Source organism: Nocardioides sp. Soil805, assembly GCF_001429625.1.
In the GTDB taxonomy this organism is placed as follows: Bacteria; Actinomycetota; Actinomycetes; order Propionibacteriales; family Nocardioidaceae; genus Nocardioides.
On sequence record NZ_LMSU01000003.1, the window covers coordinates 322120 to 340912 of the forward strand.

At 70.6% G+C, this 18793-nt stretch carries 15 protein-coding genes and 1 tRNA gene; 14 read left to right on the forward strand and 2 right to left on the reverse strand.

The features are described 5' to 3' along the window. Positions 1-30 precede the first annotated feature (30 nt). The 8 genes from trpC (at position 31) to pyk (ending at position 12017) form a co-directional block, all read left to right on the forward strand. The gene (trpC, locus tag ASG94_RS16475; RefSeq protein WP_056927559.1) at positions 31-813 is read left to right on the forward strand and encodes an indole-3-glycerol phosphate synthase TrpC; all 783 of its coding nucleotides are present in this window, start codon (positions 31-33) and stop codon (positions 811-813) included. Then, entirely contained in the window at positions 810-2057 is a 1248-nt protein-coding gene (gene trpB / locus ASG94_RS16480; RefSeq protein ID WP_056927560.1) for a tryptophan synthase subunit beta, read from the forward strand. Before trpC ends, trpB begins: the two co-directional genes overlap by 4 nt. Further along, entirely contained in the window at positions 2054-2857 is an 804-nt protein-coding gene (gene trpA, locus ASG94_RS16485) for a tryptophan synthase subunit alpha (RefSeq protein WP_056927561.1), read from the forward strand. The genes trpB and trpA overlap by 4 nt, the downstream gene beginning before the upstream one ends. Next, positions 2850-3458, forward strand: a complete 609-nt coding sequence (locus ASG94_RS16490; protein WP_056927562.1) for an SCO family protein — start codon at positions 2850-2852, stop codon at positions 3456-3458. The genes trpA and ASG94_RS16490 overlap by 8 nt, the downstream gene beginning before the upstream one ends. Further along, the gene (gene lgt, locus ASG94_RS16495) at positions 3455-4351 is read left to right on the forward strand and encodes a prolipoprotein diacylglyceryl transferase (protein WP_056927563.1); all 897 of its coding nucleotides are present in this window, start codon (positions 3455-3457) and stop codon (positions 4349-4351) included. Before ASG94_RS16490 ends, lgt begins: the two co-directional genes overlap by 4 nt. Positions 4352-4514: 163 nt before the next feature. Continuing rightward, entirely contained in the window at positions 4515-9065 is a 4551-nt protein-coding gene (gltB, locus tag ASG94_RS16500) for a glutamate synthase large subunit (RefSeq protein ID WP_056927564.1), read from the forward strand. After that, a complete protein-coding gene (locus tag ASG94_RS16505; protein WP_056927565.1) occupies positions 9058-10515 on the forward strand; it encodes a glutamate synthase subunit beta in 1458 nt (485 codons plus the stop codon). The genes gltB and ASG94_RS16505 overlap by 8 nt, the downstream gene beginning before the upstream one ends. A 53-nt stretch (positions 10516-10568) precedes the next feature. Then, positions 10569-12017 (forward strand): pyruvate kinase, encoded by a 1449-nt coding sequence (pyk, locus tag ASG94_RS16510; protein ID WP_056927566.1) that lies wholly within the window; start codon positions 10569-10571, stop codon positions 12015-12017. Here the strand turns inward: pyk and ASG94_RS16515 are convergent, their stop codons facing one another. Continuing rightward, the gene (locus ASG94_RS16515) at positions 12018-12761 is read right to left on the reverse strand and encodes a hypothetical protein (RefSeq protein WP_056927567.1); all 744 of its coding nucleotides are present in this window, start codon (positions 12759-12761) and stop codon (positions 12018-12020) included. It lies immediately after the preceding gene. A gap of 38 nt (positions 12762-12799) precedes the next feature. Next, positions 12800-12872 (reverse strand) — tRNA-Leu (locus ASG94_RS16520). A gap of 39 nt (positions 12873-12911) precedes the next feature. On the opposite strand from ASG94_RS16520, the gene ASG94_RS16525 reads away from it, so the two are divergent. From ASG94_RS16525 to ASG94_RS16550, 6 genes are all read left to right on the forward strand, one after another. Continuing rightward, a complete protein-coding gene (locus tag ASG94_RS16525; RefSeq protein ID WP_056927568.1) occupies positions 12912-13526 on the forward strand; it encodes an ANTAR domain-containing response regulator in 615 nt (204 codons plus the stop codon). Positions 13527-13719: 193 nt separating this feature from the next. Then, positions 13720-14868 carry a branched-chain amino acid ABC transporter substrate-binding protein gene (locus tag ASG94_RS16530; RefSeq protein ID WP_082624268.1) on the forward strand — a complete coding sequence of 383 codons (1149 nt, stop codon included), beginning with the start codon at positions 13720-13722 and terminating at the stop codon, positions 14866-14868. Between the two features lie 100 nt (positions 14869-14968). After that, positions 14969-15934: a branched-chain amino acid ABC transporter permease gene (locus ASG94_RS16535; RefSeq protein ID WP_056927569.1), complete on the forward strand. Its 966-nt coding sequence runs from the start codon at positions 14969-14971 to the stop codon at positions 15932-15934. Beyond that, complete coding sequence (locus ASG94_RS16540) at positions 15931-17118, forward strand: branched-chain amino acid ABC transporter permease (RefSeq protein WP_082624269.1); 1188 nt, start codon at positions 15931-15933, stop codon at positions 17116-17118. Before ASG94_RS16535 ends, ASG94_RS16540 begins: the two co-directional genes overlap by 4 nt. Further along, on the forward strand, positions 17111-18013 hold the full coding sequence (locus tag ASG94_RS16545; protein WP_056927570.1) for an ABC transporter ATP-binding protein: 903 nt from the start codon (positions 17111-17113) through the stop codon (positions 18011-18013). Before ASG94_RS16540 ends, ASG94_RS16545 begins: the two co-directional genes overlap by 8 nt. Then, the gene (locus tag ASG94_RS16550) at positions 17997-18707 is read left to right on the forward strand and encodes an ABC transporter ATP-binding protein (RefSeq protein ID WP_056927571.1); all 711 of its coding nucleotides are present in this window, start codon (positions 17997-17999) and stop codon (positions 18705-18707) included. Before ASG94_RS16545 ends, ASG94_RS16550 begins: the two co-directional genes overlap by 17 nt. The last annotated feature ends 86 nt before the right edge of the window (positions 18708-18793 follow it).

The window sequence follows — 18793 nt, forward strand, 5'->3', positions numbered from 1 at the left end:
CGCCACCGGTCAGGTGAGAGGGTTGGGGCCATGTCCGTGCTCGACCAGATCATCGTCGGTGTCCGCGAGGACCTCGCCGGTCGCGAGGCCGCCCGGCCGCTCGCCGACGTCCGTGCCGCACTCGCCGACGTCGACCCGGCCCGCGACCCGATGCCGCACTTCCGCGACCCCGGTTCCAGCGTGATCGCGGAGGTCAAGCGCAAGAGCCCCAGCAAGGGCGAGCTCGCCGACATCCCCGACCCTGCCGCGCTCGCCACGGCGTACGCCGCCGGGGGCGCCGCCGCCATCTCGGTGCTCACCGAGCGGCGCCGCTTCGGCGGCTCGCTCGAGGACCTCGTGGCCGTGCGGGCCGCGGTGGACACCCCGGTCCTGCGCAAGGACTTCATCGTCACGAGCTACCAGCTCGTCGAGGCCCGGGCGGCGGGCGCCGACCTCGCGCTGCTGATCGTGGCGGCGCTCGACGACGACGACCTGTGGCGCCTGCACGACGAGGCACGTGAGCTCGGGCTGACCGTGCTGGTGGAGGTGCACGACGAGGCCGAGACGGAGCGGGCGGTGGCCCTCGGTGCCGAGCTCGTCGGCGTCAACGCGCGCAACCTCAAGACCCTCGCGGTCGACAACGACACGTTCGGCCGCCTCGCCCCCCTCGTCCCCGAGGACCGGGTGCTGGTGGCCGAGTCGGGCATCAGCGGCCCCGACGACGTGACCCGGTTCGTGGGCGAGGGCGCCCGGGCCGTCCTCGTCGGCGAGGCGCTGGTCAGGGACGGCGACCCCACCGCCGCCGTACGCACCATGACAGGAGTGAAGCGATGAGCCAGCAGGTCAGCCGGTACGACGCCGACGAGCAGGGCTACTACGGCGGCACGTGGGGCGGGCGCTTCATGCCCGAGGCCCTCGTCGCTGCGCTCGACGAGCTCACCGCGGCGTGGCACGACGCGATGGCCGACCCGGTGTTCGTCGCCGAGTTCGAGGCGATCTGTCGTGACTACGCGGGCACGCCGAGCCGGCTCTACCACGCCGAGCGGCTCTCGCAGCAGGTCGGCGCCCGGATCCTGCTCAAGCGCGAGGACCTCAACCACACCGGGGCCCACAAGATCCGCAACGTGCTCGGCCAGGCGCTGCTCACCCGCCGGATGGGCAAGAAGCGGGTCATCGCCGAGACCGGTGCCGGCCAGCACGGCGTCGCCAGCGCCACGGCGGCGGCCTACTTCGGGCTCGACTGCACCGTCTACATGGGCTCGGTCGACACCCGCCGCCAGGCCCTCAACGTCGCCCGGATGCACCTCCTCGGCGCCAAGGTCGTGGCCGTCGAGTCCGGCAGCGCCACCCTCAAGGACGCGATCAACGAGGCGCTGCGCGACTGGGTCGCCAGCGTCGACCACACGGCGTACCTCTTCGGGACGGCCGCCGGCCCGCACCCGTTCCCGAGCATGGTCCGCGACTTCACCCGCGGCATCGGCGACGAGGCGCGCGCCCAGTGCCTCGAGCAGTACGGCGTGCTGCCGGACGCCATCGCGGCGTGCGTCGGGGGCGGGTCCAACGCCATCGGCCTGTTCACGGCGTTCCTCGACGACGAGGACGTGAGGATCTACGGCTTCGAGCCCGGCGGGGACGGCGTCGACACGCCCCGGCACGCGGCCACCATCCACGCCGGGGCGTCGGGCGTGCTGCACGGCGCCCGCACCTACGTCCTGCAGGACGAGGACGGCCAGACCGTCGAGTCGCACTCGATCTCGGCGGGCCTCGACTACCCCGGGGTGGGTCCGCAGCACGCGCACCTGGCCCAGACGGGCCGCGCGACCTACCGCCCGGTCACCGACACCGAGGCGATGGACGCGCTGGCGCTGCTCGCCCGCACCGAGGGGATCATCCCGGCCATCGAGTCCGCGCACGCCATCGCCGGCGCCATGGAGGTGGCCCGCGAGCTGGCCGCCGAGAAGGGCCCCGACGCCACGGTCCTCATCAACCTCAGCGGTCGCGGCGACAAGGACATGGGGACCGCCACCGAGTGGTTCAAGCTCGGTGAGGCCGACGACGAGACCGGAGACCCCGCGTGAGCGCGACGACCGCCACCGCGTTCGCGACCGCCCGCGCCGAGGGCCGGGCCGCGCTGGTCGGCTACCTGCCCGCCGGCTACCCCAGTGTCGAGGGCTCGATCGAGGCGATGAAGGCCATGGTCGACGCCGGCTGCGACGTCATCGAGGTCGGCCTGCCCTACAGCGACCCGGTGATGGACGGGCCCACGATCCAGGCGGCTGCGCAGGCCGCCCTCGAGGCGGGCACCCGCACCAGCGACGTCCTGCGCGTGGTGGAGGAGGTCGCCGCCACCGGCACCCCCACCGTGGTGATGACCTACTGGAACCCGGTCGAGCGGTACGGCGTCGAGCGCTTCGCCGCCGACCTGGCCGCTGCCGGGGGAGCGGGCCTCATCACGCCCGACCTCACCCCCGACTCCGCGCGGGAGTGGATCGCCGCCGCCGACGCCCACGGGCTCGACAAGGTCTTCCTCGTCGCCCCGAGCAGCACCGGGGAGCGCGTCACGATGACGACCGCGGCCTGCCGCGGGTTCGTCTACGCCACCGCCGTGATGGGCGTGACCGGCGCTCGCACCACGACCAGCGACCTGGCCGGCCCCCTCGTGGCGCGCACCAAGGCCACCACCCAGCTGCCGGTCTGCGTCGGGCTGGGCGTGAGCACCGGCGACCAGGCCGCCGAGGTCGCCTCCTACGCCGACGGGGTGATCGTCGGGTCCGCCTTCGTGCGGACGCTGCTCGACCACGCCGACGACGCGGCCGGCGGGCTCGCCGCGCTGCGGACGCTCACCGAGGACCTGGCGCGCGGGGTGCGGGGTGCGTAGGACGCTCGTCGCGCTGGCCGCGGCGCTCCTCCCGGTCGTCCTGCTCGCGGGCTGCAGCAGCTCGTCCGGCGGCGACGCGGAGTTCGCCGGCACGGTCCTGGACCCGCCCTTCGAGGTCGACGGCCAGCCGCTCACCGACACCGACGGCGCGTCGTACAGCCTCGCCGACGACACCGACAAGCCGCTGACCCTGGTCTTCTTCGGCTACACGCACTGCCCGGACATCTGCGGGCTGGTGATGTCCAACCTCACCACCGGCCTCACGCAGCTCGACGCCGAGGACCGCGACCGGGTGGACGTCGTCTTCGTGACCACCGACCCGACCCGCGACGACCCGGACGTGCTGCGCGACTACCTGGCCCAGTACGCCGACGGGTACGTCGGCCTCACCGGACCGCTCGACACGATCAGCGCGGTCGCCGAGCCGCTGGGCATCGCCGTCGAGAAGGGCGACAAGCTCCCCAGCGGCGGGTACGACGTCACCCACGGGACCCAGGTCATCGGCATCGACGGCGACGACCAGGCCCCGGTGTTCTGGGGTCACGAGACGTCCGCCGCGCAGTTCCGCTCCGACATCGAGACCCTGCTGAGCGAGTCATGACCCTGCCCGAGATCGTCGTGTGGTCCATCCCGAGCCCCAGCCAGGGCACCTGGTACATCGGGCCGCTGCCCCTGCGCGGCTACGCGCTGAGCATCATCCTGGGGATCGTGGCCGCCATCTGGATCGGCGAGCGGCGCTGGGTCGCCCGGGGCGGCCGCGCGGGGGAGATCAGCGACCTCGCCATCTGGGGAGTGCCCTTCGGCCTCGTCGGCGGGCGTCTCTACCACGTCGTCACCGACTGGCAGCTCTACTTCGGCGACGGCCAGAACCCCGTGGCGGCGCTCTACGTGTGGCGCGGCGGCCTCGGGATCTGGGGCGCCATCGCCCTCGGCGCCGTCGGCGTGATGATCGGCGCCCGGCGCCACCACATCAAGCTGCTGCCGATGCTCGACGCGATCGCCCCCGGCGTGCTCGTGGCGCAGGCCATCGGGCGGTGGGGCAACTGGTTCAACCAGGAGCTCTACGGCCGCCCCACCGACCTGCCCTGGGCCCTGGAGATCGACGCGGCCCACCGCCCCGACGCCTACCCGGACGTCGCGACGTACCACCCGACATTCCTCTACGAGTGCCTGTGGAACCTCGGCGCCTTCGGCGTCATCATCTGGCTCGACGCGCGCCTGCGACTCGGCTTCGGGCGGGTGGCCGCGCTCTACGTGATGCTCTACACGCTGGGCCGCGGCTGGATCGAGAACCTGCGCATCGACGACGTGCAGCTCATCGACGTGGGCGGCCTGCGGTTCAACGTGTGGACCTCCCTCGTGCTGTTCGTGCTGGCAGCGGCGTACTTCGCGTGGGCCACCGTCAAGCGCCCGGGACGCGAGGAGACCGTCTACACGCGCGAGGCGGACGCCGACGAGCGGGCGGCCGCCGCACCGGAGGCGTCTGAGGGCTGAGATCGCCGTCTCACCCCGTGGCGGGACCGGTGATAGATTTTCCGACGCGCGGGCCAACGTCGTCCCCTGCCGATCGCCATGTCCACCTCGTGGACGTCCACTCACTGGATCCGCCGGCGCACCGTTGAACGGTGTGCGGCGCACGACGACGGGAGAAAGCCAGATGCACGCCATCCCGCCGCCCCAAGGGCTCTACGACCCCCGCCACGAGCACGATGCGTGTGGCGTGGCGTTCGTGGCCACCCTGACCGGCGTTGCCAGCCACGACATCGTTGCCAAGGCGCTCACCGCCCTGCGCAACCTGGACCACCGCGGCGCCGCCGGCGCCGAGACCAACTCCGGCGACGGTGCGGGCATCCTCATGCAGGTGCCCGACGCGTTCCTGCGCGACGTCGTCGACTTCGACCTCCCGGCGCAGCGCAGCTATGCCGTCGGCACCGCCTTCATCCCGGGCGACCAGGCCGCGGTGGCCGCCGCCCGGGCGCGCATCGAGGAGATCGCGTCCGAGGAGGGCCTGTCGGTCCTCGGCTGGCGCGAGGTCCCGGTGGACCCCTCGACGCTCGGTGCGACGGCGATCAGCGTGATGCCGACCTTCGTGCAGCTGTTCGTCTCCGGGTCCGGCACCCGCGTCAGCGGCATGGCCCTGGAGCGGCTGGCGTTCTGCCTGCGCAAGCGCGCCGAGCACGAGACCGGCGTCTACTTCCCGTCTCTGTCCTCGCGCACGCTCGCCTACAAGGGCATGCTCACCACCGACCAGCTCGACCACTTCTTCCCCGACCTCGTCGACGAGCGCGTCGCCTCGGCCATGGCCGTCGTGCACTCGCGCTTCTCGACCAACACGTTCCCCAGCTGGCCGCTGGCGCACCCGTTCCGCTTCATCGCCCACAACGGTGAGATCAACACCGTGATGGGCAACCGCAACTGGATGCGGGCCCGCGAGGCGCTGCTGTCCAGCGACCTCATCCCCGGTGACCTCGAGCGCCTCTTTCCCATCTGCACACCCGGGAGCTCCGACTCGGCGTCCTTCGACGAGGTCCTCGAGCTGCTGCACATGGGTGGCCGGTCGCTGCCCCACTCGGTGCTCATGATGATCCCCGAGGCGTGGGAGAACCACGCCGAGATGGACCGCAAGCGCCGGGCGTTCTACGAGTTCCACTCCTCGATGATGGAGCCGTGGGACGGCCCCGCCTGCGTGGTCTTCACCGACGGCTCGCAGATCGGTGCGGTCCTCGACCGCAACGGCCTGCGCCCCTCCCGCTACTGGGTGACCGACGACGGGCTCGTCGTCCTGGCTTCCGAGGTCGGCGTGCTCGACATCGACCCCGCGACCGTGGTCCGCAAGGGTCGCCTCCAGCCGGGCCGGATGTTCCTCGTCGACACCGACGAGCACCGGATCATCGAGGACGAGGAGATCAAGTCCGAGCTGGCGGCCGAGCACCCGTACGACGAGTGGCTGCACGCCGGTCTCATCCACCTCGCCGACGTCACCGAGCGCGAGCACATCGTCCACACGCACGCCTCGGTCACGCGCCGGCAGCAGATCTTCGGCTACACCGAGGAGGAGCTGCGCGTCCTGCTCACGCCGATGGCCAACACCGGCGCCGAGACGCTGGGCTCGATGGGCACCGACACCCCGATCGCGGCGCTCAGCGACAAGCCGCGGCTGCTGTTCGACTACTTCGCGCAGCTCTTCGCCCAGGTCACCAACCCGCCGCTGGACGCGATCCGCGAGGAGCTCGTCACCTCGCTCAGCGGCACCATCGGGCCCGAGGCCAACCTGCTCCAGCCGACGCCCGCGTCGTGCCGCCAGGTGGTGCTGCCGTTCCCGGTGATCTCCAACGACGACCTGGCCAAGATCCGCCACATCAACCGTGACGGCGACATGCCCGGCTTCATCACCCACGTCGCCCGTGGCCTGTACGACGTCGCCGGCGGCGGCGACGCGCTGGCCACCCGCCTCGACGAGATCTGCGCCGAGGTGTCCGAGGCGATCGCCGGGGGAGCGCGCATCATCGTGCTCTCGGACCGGCACTCCACCGCCGACCTGGCCCCGATCCCGTCGCTGCTGCTCACCGGCGCCGTCCACCACCACCTCGTCCGCGAGAAGACCCGCACCCAGGTGGGCCTGCTCGTCGAGGCCGGCGACGTCCGCGAGGTGCACCACGTGGCGCTGCTCGTCGGCTACGGCGCGGCGGCGGTCAACCCCTACCTCGCGATGGAGTCCGTCGAGGACCTCGCGCGGGAGGGCTACTACGTCAAGGCCGAGCCCGAGAAGGCCGTGGCCAACCTCATCAAGGGCCTGGGCAAGGGCGTGCTGAAGGTGATGTCCAAGATGGGCGTCTCCACCGTGGCGTCCTACACCGGCGCGCAGATCTTCGAGGCCGTCGGGCTCTCGCAGGCGGTGGTGGACCGCTACTTCACCGGGACCACCTCCAAGCTCGGCGGCATGGGGCTCGACACCATCGCCGAGGAGGTCGCGCGCCGGCACGCCACGGCGTACCCGCGCGGCGGCATCGCGCCCGCCCACCGCGAGCTCGAGATCGGCGGCGAGTACCAGTGGCGCCGCGAGGGCGAGCCGCACCTGTTCGACCCCGAGACGGTCTTCCGCCTCCAGCACGCGACCCGGTCGGGCAGCTACGAGATCTTCAAGCAGTACACCTCGCGTGTCGACGAGCAGTCGGCGCGGCTGATGACGCTGCGGGGGCTGTTCCGCTTCAGGGACGGCGAGGCCACGGGTCGCCCCTCGATCAGCGTGGACGAGGTCGAGCCGGTCTCCGAGATCGTCAAGCGGTTCTCCACCGGCGCCATGTCCTACGGCTCCATCAGCCAGGAGGCGCACGAGACCCTGGCGATCGCGATGAACCGGCTGGGCGGCAAGTCCAACACCGGTGAGGGCGGCGAGGACGCGGACCGCCTGCACGACCCCGAACGGCGCAGCGCGATCAAGCAGGTCGCGTCGGGTCGGTTCGGCGTCACCTCGGAGTACCTCACCAACGCCGACGACATCCAGATCAAGATGGCGCAGGGCGCCAAGCCCGGCGAGGGCGGCCAGCTGCCCGGCCACAAGGTCTACCCGTGGGTGGCCAAGACCCGGCACTCGACGCCGGGCGTGGGCCTCATCAGCCCGCCGCCGCACCACGACATCTACTCCATCGAGGACCTGGCGCAGCTGATCCACGACCTCAAGAACGCCAACCCGAGCGCACGCGTGCACGTCAAGCTCGTCTCCGAGGTCGGCGTCGGCACGGTTGCGGCGGGCGTCTCCAAGGCGCACGCCGACGTGGTGCTCATCTCCGGCCACGACGGCGGCACCGGCGCCTCGCCGCTCACCTCGCTCAAGCACGCGGGCGGGCCCTGGGAGCTCGGCCTGGCCGAGACCCAGCAGACGCTGCTGCTCAACGGGCTGCGCGACCGGATCGTGGTGCAGGCCGACGGCCAGCTCAAGACCGGGCGCGACGTCGTGATCGCGGCCCTGCTCGGTGCGGAGGAGTACGGCTTCGCCACCGCCCCGCTGGTCGTGAGCGGCTGCATCATGATGCGGGTCTGCCACCTCGACACCTGCCCGGTGGGCGTGGCGACGCAGAACCCCGTCCTGCGCGAGCGCTTCAGCGGCAAGGCGGAGTACGTCGTCAACTTCTTCACCTACATCGCCGAGGAGGTCCGCGAGCTGCTCGCCGAGCTCGGGTTCCGCACCCTTGACGAGGCCATCGGCCAGGTCGGCTCGCTCGACGTGGCCCGGGCCGTCGACCACTGGAAGGCGGCCGGCCTCGACCTGACCCCGATCCTGCACCGGGCGTCGCGCTCGGGTGAGTTCGGCCAGTTCGAGGACCAGGACCTGCGCTGCACCCACGGCCAGGACCACGGCCTGGACAAGGCGCTGGACAACGAGCTGGTCAAGCTCGCGGCCCCGGCCCTGGAGGACGGCGAGCCGGTCCGCGCCCAGGTGCCGGTGCGCAACGTCAACCGCACGGTGGGCACGATCCTCGGCCACGAGGTGACCAAGCGCTACCGCGGCGAGGGCCTGCCGGACGGCACCATCGACATCACCCTCACCGGCTCGGCGGGGCAGTCCTTCGGCGCGTTCCTCCCGCGGGGCATCACGTTGCGCCTCGAGGGCGACGCCAACGACTACGTCGGCAAGGGGCTCTCGGGCGGCCGCGTCGTCGTCCGCCCGGACCGGTCGGCGACGTTCGAGGCCAGCGAGCAGGTCATCGCGGGCAACACCATCGCGTACGGCGCGACCTCCGGGGAGGTCTTCCTCCGCGGACAGGCCGGCGAACGCTTCTGCGTGCGCAACTCGGGCGCCACCGCGGTGGTGGAGGGCGTCGGCGACCACGGCTGCGAGTACATGACCGGTGGCGTCGTGGTCGTCCTCGGCCCGACCGGGCGCAACTTCGCCGCCGGGATGTCCGGCGGGTACGCGTTCGTGCTCGACCTCGACGAGGGCCGGGTCAACCGCGAGCTCGTCGACCTCGGTCCCGTCGCCGACGACGCGGCCACCGAGCTCGAGGACATCGTCACCCGGCACGCGGAGGAGACCGGCTCGACGGTCGCCGCCGCACTGCTGGAGGACTGGGACACCGCGCTGGGGCGCTTCACCGAGGTGATGCCCCGCGACTACAAGCGAGTGCTGGACGCCCGCGCCGAGGCCCTCGAGGAGGGCCTCGACGAGGACCAGGCGAACGCCCGGATTATGGAGGTGCTCCATGGCTGACCCCAAGGGTTTCCTGAAGAACGGCCGCGAGGTCGCCACGCGACGTGTCGTCGAGGAGCGGGTGCACGACTGGAACGAGGTCTACCCCGACGGCATCGGCCGCGCGCTGCTGCCCATCATCGGCACGCAGGCCAGCCGGTGCATGGACTGCGGCATCCCGTTCTGCCACCAGGGCTGCCCGCTGGGCAACATCATCCCGGAGTGGAACGACCTGGTCTGGCGCGACGACTGGGACGGCGCGATCGAGCGCCTGCACGCGACCAACAACTTCCCGGAGTTCACCGGGCGGCTGTGCCCGGCGCCCTGCGAGACGGCCTGCGTCCTGGGCATCAACCAGGACCCGGTGACGATCAAGAACGTCGAGGTCTCGATCATCGACCGCGCGTGGGAGTCCGGCGCCGTCCGGCCCCAGCCGCCGGAGTGGCTCTCGGGTCGCACCGTCGCGGTGATCGGCTCCGGTCCCGCCGGCCTCGCCGCCGCCCAGCAGCTCACCCGCGCCGGCCATACGGTCGCGGTCTACGAGCGGGCCGACAAGATCGGCGGCCTGCTGCGCTACGGCATCCCCGAGTTCAAGATGGAGAAGAAGCACCTCGACCGGCGCCTTGACCAGATGCGCCGAGAGGGCACCGTCTTCCGGGCCGGCGTCGACGTCGGCACCACGCTGACGGGGGAGCAGCTCACCGAGCGGTACGACGCCGTCGTGCTCGCCATGGGCGCCACCCAGGCACGTGACCTCCCGGTCCCCGGGCGCGAGCTCGGAGGCATCCACCAGGCCATGGAGTTCCTGCCGCAGGCCAACCGCGTCGCGCTCGGCGAGGAGGTGGAGGGCCAGATCACCGCGACCGGCAAGGACGTGGTGATCATCGGCGGCGGCGACACCGGCGCCGACTGCCTCGGCACCTCGATCCGGCAGGGGGCGCGCTCGATCACGCAGCTCGAGATTATGGCCCAGCCGCCCGAGGACCGACCGGACGGCCAGCCGTGGCCGACGTACCCGATGACCTTCAAGGTCTCCTCGGCGCACGAGGAGGGCGGCGATCGGATGTACGCCGTCTCGACGCAGGAGTTCCTCGGCGACGAGGACGGCCACGTGTCCGCGCTGCGCCTCACCGAGGTCGACGCGTCCTTCCAGCCCATCGAGGGCACCGAGCGCGAGATCCCCGCCCAGCTGGTGCTCTTCGCCATGGGCTTCACCGGCCCGGAGCAGCCGGGGCTCATCGAGCAGCTCGGGGTCGACCTGGACCAGCGGGGCAACGTGGCGCGCGACGCGTCGTACGCCTCGAGCGTGGACGGGGTCTTCGTGGCGGGTGACGTGGGCCGCGGCCAGTCGCTCATCGTGTGGGCGATCGCCGAGGGCCGGGCGGCGGCCGCGGCCGTCGACACGTGGCTCACCGGCTCGACGACGCTGCCTGCGCCGATCCGGCCGACGGACCGACCCCTGGTCGTCTGACGTTCACCGGGACGGGACCTTTGGATCGATCAAAGATCCGCTAGGGTCGGGGTGTGCGTAGAGCCAAGATCGTCTGCACCCTCGGCCCAGCGGTGTCCACCCCCGAGCGTGTCCGTCAGCTGGTCGAGGCGGGCATGGACGTCGCCCGCCTCAACATGAGCCACGGCGAGTACGCCGACCACGAGGTCGCCTACCGCCTGGTCCGTCGCGCGAGCGACGAGACGGGTCACGGGGTCGGCATCTTCGCCGACCTCCAGGGACCCAAGATCCGGCTGGCGACCTTCGCCGACGGACCCGTCAAGCTCAAGCGGGGGGCACGGTTCACCATCACGACCCGCGACGTGCCGGGCGACGTGGACGTCTGCGGGACGACGTACTCCGGGCTGCCCGGCGACGTGAAGGTCGGTGACCCGATCCTCATCGACGACGGCAAGCTGCGGCTGCGCGTCGTCGACGTCGACGAGACCGACGTGGTCACCGAGGTCGTCGTCGGCGGGAAGGCGAGCAACAACAAGGGCATCAACCTCCCCGGCGTCGCGGTCTCCGTGCCGGCGTTGTCGGAGAAGGACACCGAGGACCTGCGCTGGGCGCTGCGGCTCGGCGTCGACTTCATCGCGCTCAGCTTCGTGCGCAGCGCCGAGGACGCCGAGGACGTGCGCACGATCATGCGCGAGGAGGGGATCGTCATCCCCGTCATCGCCAAGATCGAGAAGCCCCAGGCAATCGACAACATCGACGAGATCGTCGACGCCTTCGACGGCCTCATGGTGGCGCGCGGCGACCTCGGGGTGGAGTGCCCGCTCGAGGACGTGCCGGTCCACCAGAAGCGGATCGTCGAGCAGGCGCGTCGCAACGCCAAGCCGGTGATCGTGGCGACCCAGATGCTGGAGTCGATGATCAGCTCGCCGGCCCCGACGCGTGCGGAGGCCAGCGACGTGGCCAACGCCGTGCTCGACGGCGCCGACGCCGTGATGCTGTCCGGCGAGACGAGCGTGGGGGAGCACCCCGTCACGGCCGTCGAGACGATGGCCCGCATCATCGAGTCGACCGAGGACCACGGCCTGCACCACATGCGGGAGATCGACTGGCAGCCCCACACCCGTGGCGGCATCATCGCCAAGGCGGCCGCGGAGGTCGCCGAGGCGGTGGGCGCGAAGTTCCTCGTGGCCTTCACTGTCAGCGGCGACTCCGCCAAGCGGCTCTCGCGCTACCGCGGCCCGATCCCGGTCCTGGCGTTCACGCCCGAGGCGCGCACCCGCTCGCAGCTCGCCCTGACGTGGGGGGTCGAGACGTTCCAGGGTGCCGAGGTCGAGCACACCGACGAGATGGTGCGCCAGGTCGACGAGGCACTGCTCCACATCGGCCGCGTCGACGAGGGCGACCTCGTCGTCATCATCGCCGGCTCGCCCCCCGGGATCCCGGGCTCGACCAACGCGCTGCGCATCCACCGGATGGGCGACGCGATCAACGGCGTCGCGCCGGCCTACCGACGTCCTCGCTGATCACGTCTTCGGACCGATCAGCTCGTCGAGGCGCGCCACGGCCTCGCGCCGTGACACCGACACCACCCACGCGCCGGAGCGGCGCCACGGGACCTCGACGAGGTCCAGCGCCCAGCAACAGAGCGCGCGGATGTCGTCGGAGCGGTTGGTGAACTGCCAGCGCGGGTACTCGTAGCGACGCTTCTCGCCACGCACCACCCGGGTCGCCCAGTTGTGGGCGCGACAGCCGTCGGAGTGGAAGAGCCCGCGCAGGAAGTCGGCCGGGTGGGCCGTGACGACGTCGCGCTGCCAGTCGGCGAGCACGATCGGCCGGTCGTGCTTGCGACCCGGGCCGTGCTGCGGGAACAGGCACGGCCAGTGCTTCCAGTTGGACGAGACGACGACGACACCCGGTGCCCTCACCCGGAACACGCCGCCACCCGGGCGAACCCTGCCGACGAGTCCGCTGACGTCCTCGACGATGCCGGGCAGACTGGCGTCGCACGAGACCCTGAACGTGGTGCGACGTCGGAAGGTCGACACGCACCCGTCACCGAGGTAGTACCCCAGCAGGGCCGCGTAGGCGGCTCCGTCGGTGGGGTGCAGGGACGAGCAGCGGAAGCACTCCAGGGCCACCGTCGCCTCGGTCGAGGCCCACGCCCGCAGGGTCGAGCGGTGGATCCCGGTGGTCCTGGACACCTCGCTGAGACTGGCTCCGGCCGCGACCATCGCGAGAGCCGCGCGGCGTGCGGGGGCGTCGTACATGGCAGCACCGTGCCAGCGACCACCGACAACGACGTCGGTGCCCCGGGTGAGATTCGAACTCACACTGAATGCTGTTTGAGAGCATCGCCTCTGCCGTTGGGCTACCGGGGCGGTTCGGCGAGGAAACCGTATCGGACTAGCCTTGCGGCCGTGACGCAGCCCAGCAACACCCCCGACGCCGTACGACGCGTGGTCATCGCCGAGGACGAGGCGCTGATCCGGATGGACCTGGCCGAGATGCTCGCCGAGGAGGGCTACGAGGTCGTCGGCGAGGCCGGTGACGGCCAGCGTGCGATCGAGCTCGCCGAGGAGCTGCGGCCCGACCTCGTCATCACCGACGTCAAGATGCCCGTCCTGGACGGGATCGCGGCGGCCGAGCACATCGCCGGTGCGCGCATCGCCCCGGTCGTCATCCTGACCGCCTTCTCGCAGCGCGACCTCGTCGAGCGCGCGCGCGACGCCGGGGCCATGGCCTACCTCGTCAAGCCCTTCTCGCGCACCGACCTGGTCCCGGCCATCGAGATGGCGGTGAGCCGCTTCGCCGAGATCTCGGTCCTCGAGCGCGAGGTCGCCGACCTCTCGGAGTCGCTGGCCACCCGCAAGGCCGTCGACCGGGCCAAGGCGGTCCTGCAGGCACAGCTGGGCCTCGCCGAGCCGGAGGCCTTCCGCTGGATCCAGAAGACGGCGATGGATCTGCGCCTGTCCATGCGGCAGGTGGCGGACGGCGTCGTCGAGCACGGTCCCGGGACCACGACGTCCTCCTGAGCGCCTGCGCACGGTTCGGTAACGGATCAGACATGTTTCGGAGTGTGCTTCCCAAGGTGCTTACAGGCGGCCTCCTCTCGGTGTACGTTTCCGCACCGGAGGGGCGCGTTCGACTCGGTGTGCGGGTGCCCTCTTCCGTGAACTCTGAGTCTCCGGTAGTCGAGCCGGGGGACCTGATGAGAGGTAGAACGCCTTGAGGCACAACACTCGAGTGGGCCTGGGTGCACTCGCACTGGCCCTGACCGTCACGGCATCCGCCTGTGGCACCACGGACACCGGCGGCAGCGCCTCCGAGGACGGCGCCTGCGAGGGCAAGATCGGTGTGATGGGCGCGCTCTCCGGCGCGAACTCCAGCATCGTGCTCCCGTCCGTCGACGGCGCCAAGCTCGCCCTGAAGCAGTGGAGCGAGGAGAACACCGACTGCGACATCGAGCTCGTCGAGTTCGACACCGAGGGTGACCCCGCCAAGGCCACTCCGGTCGCCACCAAGATGGCGACCGACGACACGTTCCTCGGTGTCATCGGCGGCGCGTTCTCCGGAGAGACCCGCGCGACCAAGTCGATCTACGGCGACGCCGGCCTGACGATGATCAGCCAGTCCGCCACCGCCACCGACCTGACGCAGGAGGACCAGTCGCCGGTCTTCCACCGTGTGGTCGGCTACGACGACGTGCAGGGTGCAGCCATCGCGAAGTACCTCAGCGACGTCGTCGGCGCCAAGAAGGTCTTCGTCATCGACAACTCCGACGCCTACGGCGAGCCGCTGGCCGCCAAGGTCTCCGAGGAGCTCGGTGACCTCGTCACCGCCAGCGACAAGACCCAGGTCGCACAGACCGACTTCAGCCCGACCGTCTCCAAGGTCAACTCCTCGAAGCCGGACGCCATCTTCTACGGCGGCTACATCGCCGAGGCCGCGCCGCTGCTCAAGCAGCTGCGTGACGCCGGCATCGACGTCCCCTTCGTGGGTGGCGACGGCCTGTACGGCGCGGACTTCGGCAAGGCGGCCGGCGCTGCCGGTGAGGGCGCGATCATCACGTGCCCCTGCGTGCCGATCGAGGACGGCACCTTCGCCGAGGACTTCGAGGCCGAGACCGGCGCCGCTCCCGGCGCCTACGCGGCCGAGGGCTTCGACGCCATGACCATCTTCCTGGACGCGATCGCCGACGGCGCCCGCACCCGCGAGGACATCGAGGCGTTCGTCGACGACTACGACGAGCAGGGCCTGACCAAGCAGCTCGCGTTCGACGAGAACGGTGACATCGCCGTCGAGAACGTCGTGATCTGGGCGTACAAGGTGGTCGACGGCCAGCTGGTCCCCGACCAGGAGATCTCGCTGAGCTGACGCGACAACTCATGACCAACGGGGCGGTTCGGGCACAGGCCCGGCCGCCCCGCTGGTTGACCGGACGGCGACGTCGCAGCAGGTCCCCTGGGAGAGGTACATGGACTTCAACGCATTGATCGACGGTCTGGGTGGACACACCCTGGACGGTCTGACCCGAGGCTCGATCTACGCCTTGGTCGCTCTCGGCTACACGATGGTGTACGGCGTCCTGCGCCTCATCAACTTCGCGCACTCCGAGGTCTTCATGGTCGGCACCTGGACGGTGCTCGGCGTCTACACCGTCCTCGGGGCGGACAGCGAGTCGGCCATGCCCATGGTCATCTTCGCCACCCTCACGGCGCTCGTCGCGGCGGCACTCGCCTCCGCGAGCGTCGCGCTGGCGGTGGAGCGGATCGCCTACCGGCCGCTGCGCAAGAAGAACGCGCCACCCCTCATCTTCCTCATCACCGCCATCGGCTGCTCGCTGGTGCTCGTGGAGATCTTCGGCCACGTGCTCAAGGTCTTCTTCGGCGCGCCCTTCGGTCGCGCGCCGGTCAACGTGCCGTCGCCGATCCAGACGCACACCCTGCTGACCATCGGCGACGTCCGCATCACCAACGTCCAGGTCTTCATCATCCTCGGCGCCGTGCTGATGATGGTGGCGCTCGACCTCTTCGTGAACCGCAGCCGGCTCGGCCGCGGTGTCCGCGCCGTCGCGCAGGACCCCGACACCGCCGCCCTCATGGGCGTCAACCAGGACCGCGTGATCATGCTGGTCTTCATCCTCGGCGGCGCGATGGCCGGCGTCGCGGGCCTGCTGTTCACGATCAACTTCGACATCACGAAGTTCGACATCGGCTTCATCATCGGCATCAAGGCGTTCACCGCCGCGGTGCTCGGCGGCATCGGCAACCTGCGCGGTGCCCTCGTCGGCGGTCTGCTGCTGGGGATCGTGGAGGTCTACGCCTCCGCGGTGTTCAGCTCCAACTGGGCCGACGTCACGGCGTTCATCGTGCTCGTCCTCGTGCTGATGTTCCGCCCGACCGGACTCCTCGGCGAATCACTCGGAAAGGCACGCGCATGAGTGACCTCAACGAACCCACGCCGGACAGCACCACCGACCCGTCCCCGCAGGGTCGAGCCACGGGTGCCTTCGGGCTGCCGCGCCTCAACATCGCGGACAGGTACTCCAAGGCGCCCCTGTGGGTGCGGATGCCGATCGTCCTGATCGGGATCTCCTTCGCCTTCTACCTGCCGTTCCTCAACATCCTGCCCTTCGCCTACATCCGCACCGACCTCACCTCCGGCGGCTCGGACTGGGGCGGTGTGCTGTTCCTGATCGTGATCTACATGATCGTGGCGATCGGCCTCAACGTCGTGATCGGCCTCGCCGGCCTGCTCGACCTGGGCTATATCGGCTTCTACGCCATCGGCGCCTACTCGGTGGCGCTGTTCGGCTCGCCGTCGTCGCCGGTGACCGAGATGATCGCCGACAAGTTCGGCCTCTCCGAGGGCTGGGCGGTGCCGTTCGTCGCCTGCGTGCCCATCGCCATCGCGCTGGCGCTGGCCTCGGGCGTGCTCCTGGGAGCACCGACCCTGCGACTGCGCGGTGACTACCTGGCCATCGTCACGATGGGCTTCGGCGAGATCATCCGCATCCTGTCGCGCAACGTCACCAGCGTGACCAACGGCTCGGCCGGCATCATCGGCGTACCGTCCCCGCCGGAGCCGAGCGAGAACTTCTTCTCCGCCATCGAGACCGCCCACTGGTACTGGCTGGCGCTGTCGGTGCTGATCCTGCTGATCTTCCTCACCCGCCGTCTCGAGGACAGCCGGGTCGGTCGCGCCTGGCTGGCCATCCGCGAGGACGAGGACGCCGCCGCCGTCATGGGCGTCAACGCGTTCAAGTTCAAGCTGTGGGCCTTCGCCATCGGTGCGGCGCTGGGCGCCACCGCCGGCCTGCTGTTCGCCAGCAAGCAGGCGTACGTCGAGCCGACCGGGTTCGCGCTCAACCTGTCCTTCCTGTTCGTGGCCATGGTCGTCATCGGTGGCTCGGGCAACATGGTGGGTGCCATGCTGGGTGCGTTCCTCATCACCTACCTGCCCGAGCGGTTCCGCGAGTTCCAGGACTGGCGCCCGTTCGCGTTCGGCGTGGCGATGGTCGCGGTGATGGTGCTGCGACCGCAGGGTCTGATCCCGAGCCGCCGACGAGCCAGAGAGTTCGCCGACCGCAAGAACGAGGCCGAGGAGGCTGCTGCCGATGCCTGAGCAGACGATGGAGAGCCCGACCCCCGAGGCCGGGACCGTCGGCGACGCACTGCTGGTGGTCGACGACGTGACGCTGCGCTTCGGCGGCGTCGTGGCCCTCAACGAGGTGGCCTTCGAGATCCGCCGCGGCGAGATCCTCGGCCTGATCGGCCCCAACGGCGCGGGCAAGACGACCTGCTTCAACGTCATGACCGGCGTCTACACCCCGACCTCGGGGGAGATCCGCTTCGACGGGACCAGGATCAGCGGCGGCAAGCCGCACCGGATCAACGCCCTCGGGATCGCGCGGACGTTCCAGAACATCCGGCTCTTCCCCGAGATGACCGCCATGGAGAACGTGATGGTGGGCGCGGACGCGCGGCACAAGACCAGCGTGCCCGGCGCGCTGTTCCGCCTCGCCCGCGTGCGTCCCAAGCCGCACGAGCTCCCGGACAACCAGATCAAGGCGGGGTTCGCGAAGGTGTTCGGCATCAGCCGCCACGCCCTCGAGGAGCGGGCCGGACGTCGCAAGTCGATGGAGATGCTGCGCTTCGTCGGCATCGCCGACCGGGCCCACGAGCTGGCGCGCAACCTGCCCTACGGCTACCAGCGCCGCCTGGAGATCGCGCGTGCGCTGGCCACCGAGCCCAAGCTGCTGTGCCTCGACGAGCCGGCGGCCGGCTTCAACCCGGCCGAGAAGGCCGACCTGATGAACCTGATCCGCAAGATCCGCGACCGCGGCCTGACGGTGCTGCTCATCGAGCACGACATGAAGCTGGTCATGGGCGTCACCGACCGGCTCGTGGTGCTCGAGTTCGGCCAGAAGATCGCCGAGGGAGTCCCCGCCGAGGTGGCCCGCAACCCGAAGGTCATCGCTGCCTACCTAGGAGAACCGGACGATGCTGCTCAAGCTTGAGGACGTGGTCCTCAACTACGGAAAGATCGAGGCTCTCCACGGCATCAGCCTCGAGGTCGCCGAGGGCGAGGTGGTCGCCCTCATCGGGGCCAACGGCGCCGGCAAGACCTCGACCATGCGCGCCATCTCCGGGGTGCGCGGGCTGCACTCGGGGACCATCACGTTCAACGGCGAGGACGTCACCAAGCTCCGCGCCGACCAGCGGATGCGCAAGGGCCTGTGCCTCACGCCCGAGGGCCGGGGCGTCTTCCCGGGCATGACGGTGACCGAGAACCTCGACATGGGCGCCTACACGCGTCGGGACAAGTCGGGCATCGCCGAGGACTTCGAGCGGGTCTTCGGACTCTTCCCCCGGCTGCTGGAGCGCAAGAAGCAGATCGCGGGCACGATGTCGGGCGGCGAGCAGCAGATGCTGGCCATCGGCCGCTCGTTGATGTCGCGGCCCAAGCTGCTGCTCCTCGACGAGCCGTCCATGGGCCTGGCGCCGATGCTGATCCAGCAGATCTTCTCGATCATCGGGGAGATCGCGGAGCAGGGCACCACCATCCTGGTGGTGGAGCAGAACGCCAAGCAGGCGCTCTCGCGGGCCGACCGCGCCTACGTGCTGGAGACCGGTCAGATCGTCAAGACCGGCTCGGGCACGGCCCTGCTGGACGACCCCAGCGTGCGTGAGGCCTACCTCGGCGTCGCCTGAGTCAAAACTTCGCACCTCGCGGGACACCGCGCTCATCACGGGCGTAGGGTCCTCGGGGTGCGCCGGGTGGATCCGGCGAACGGGGG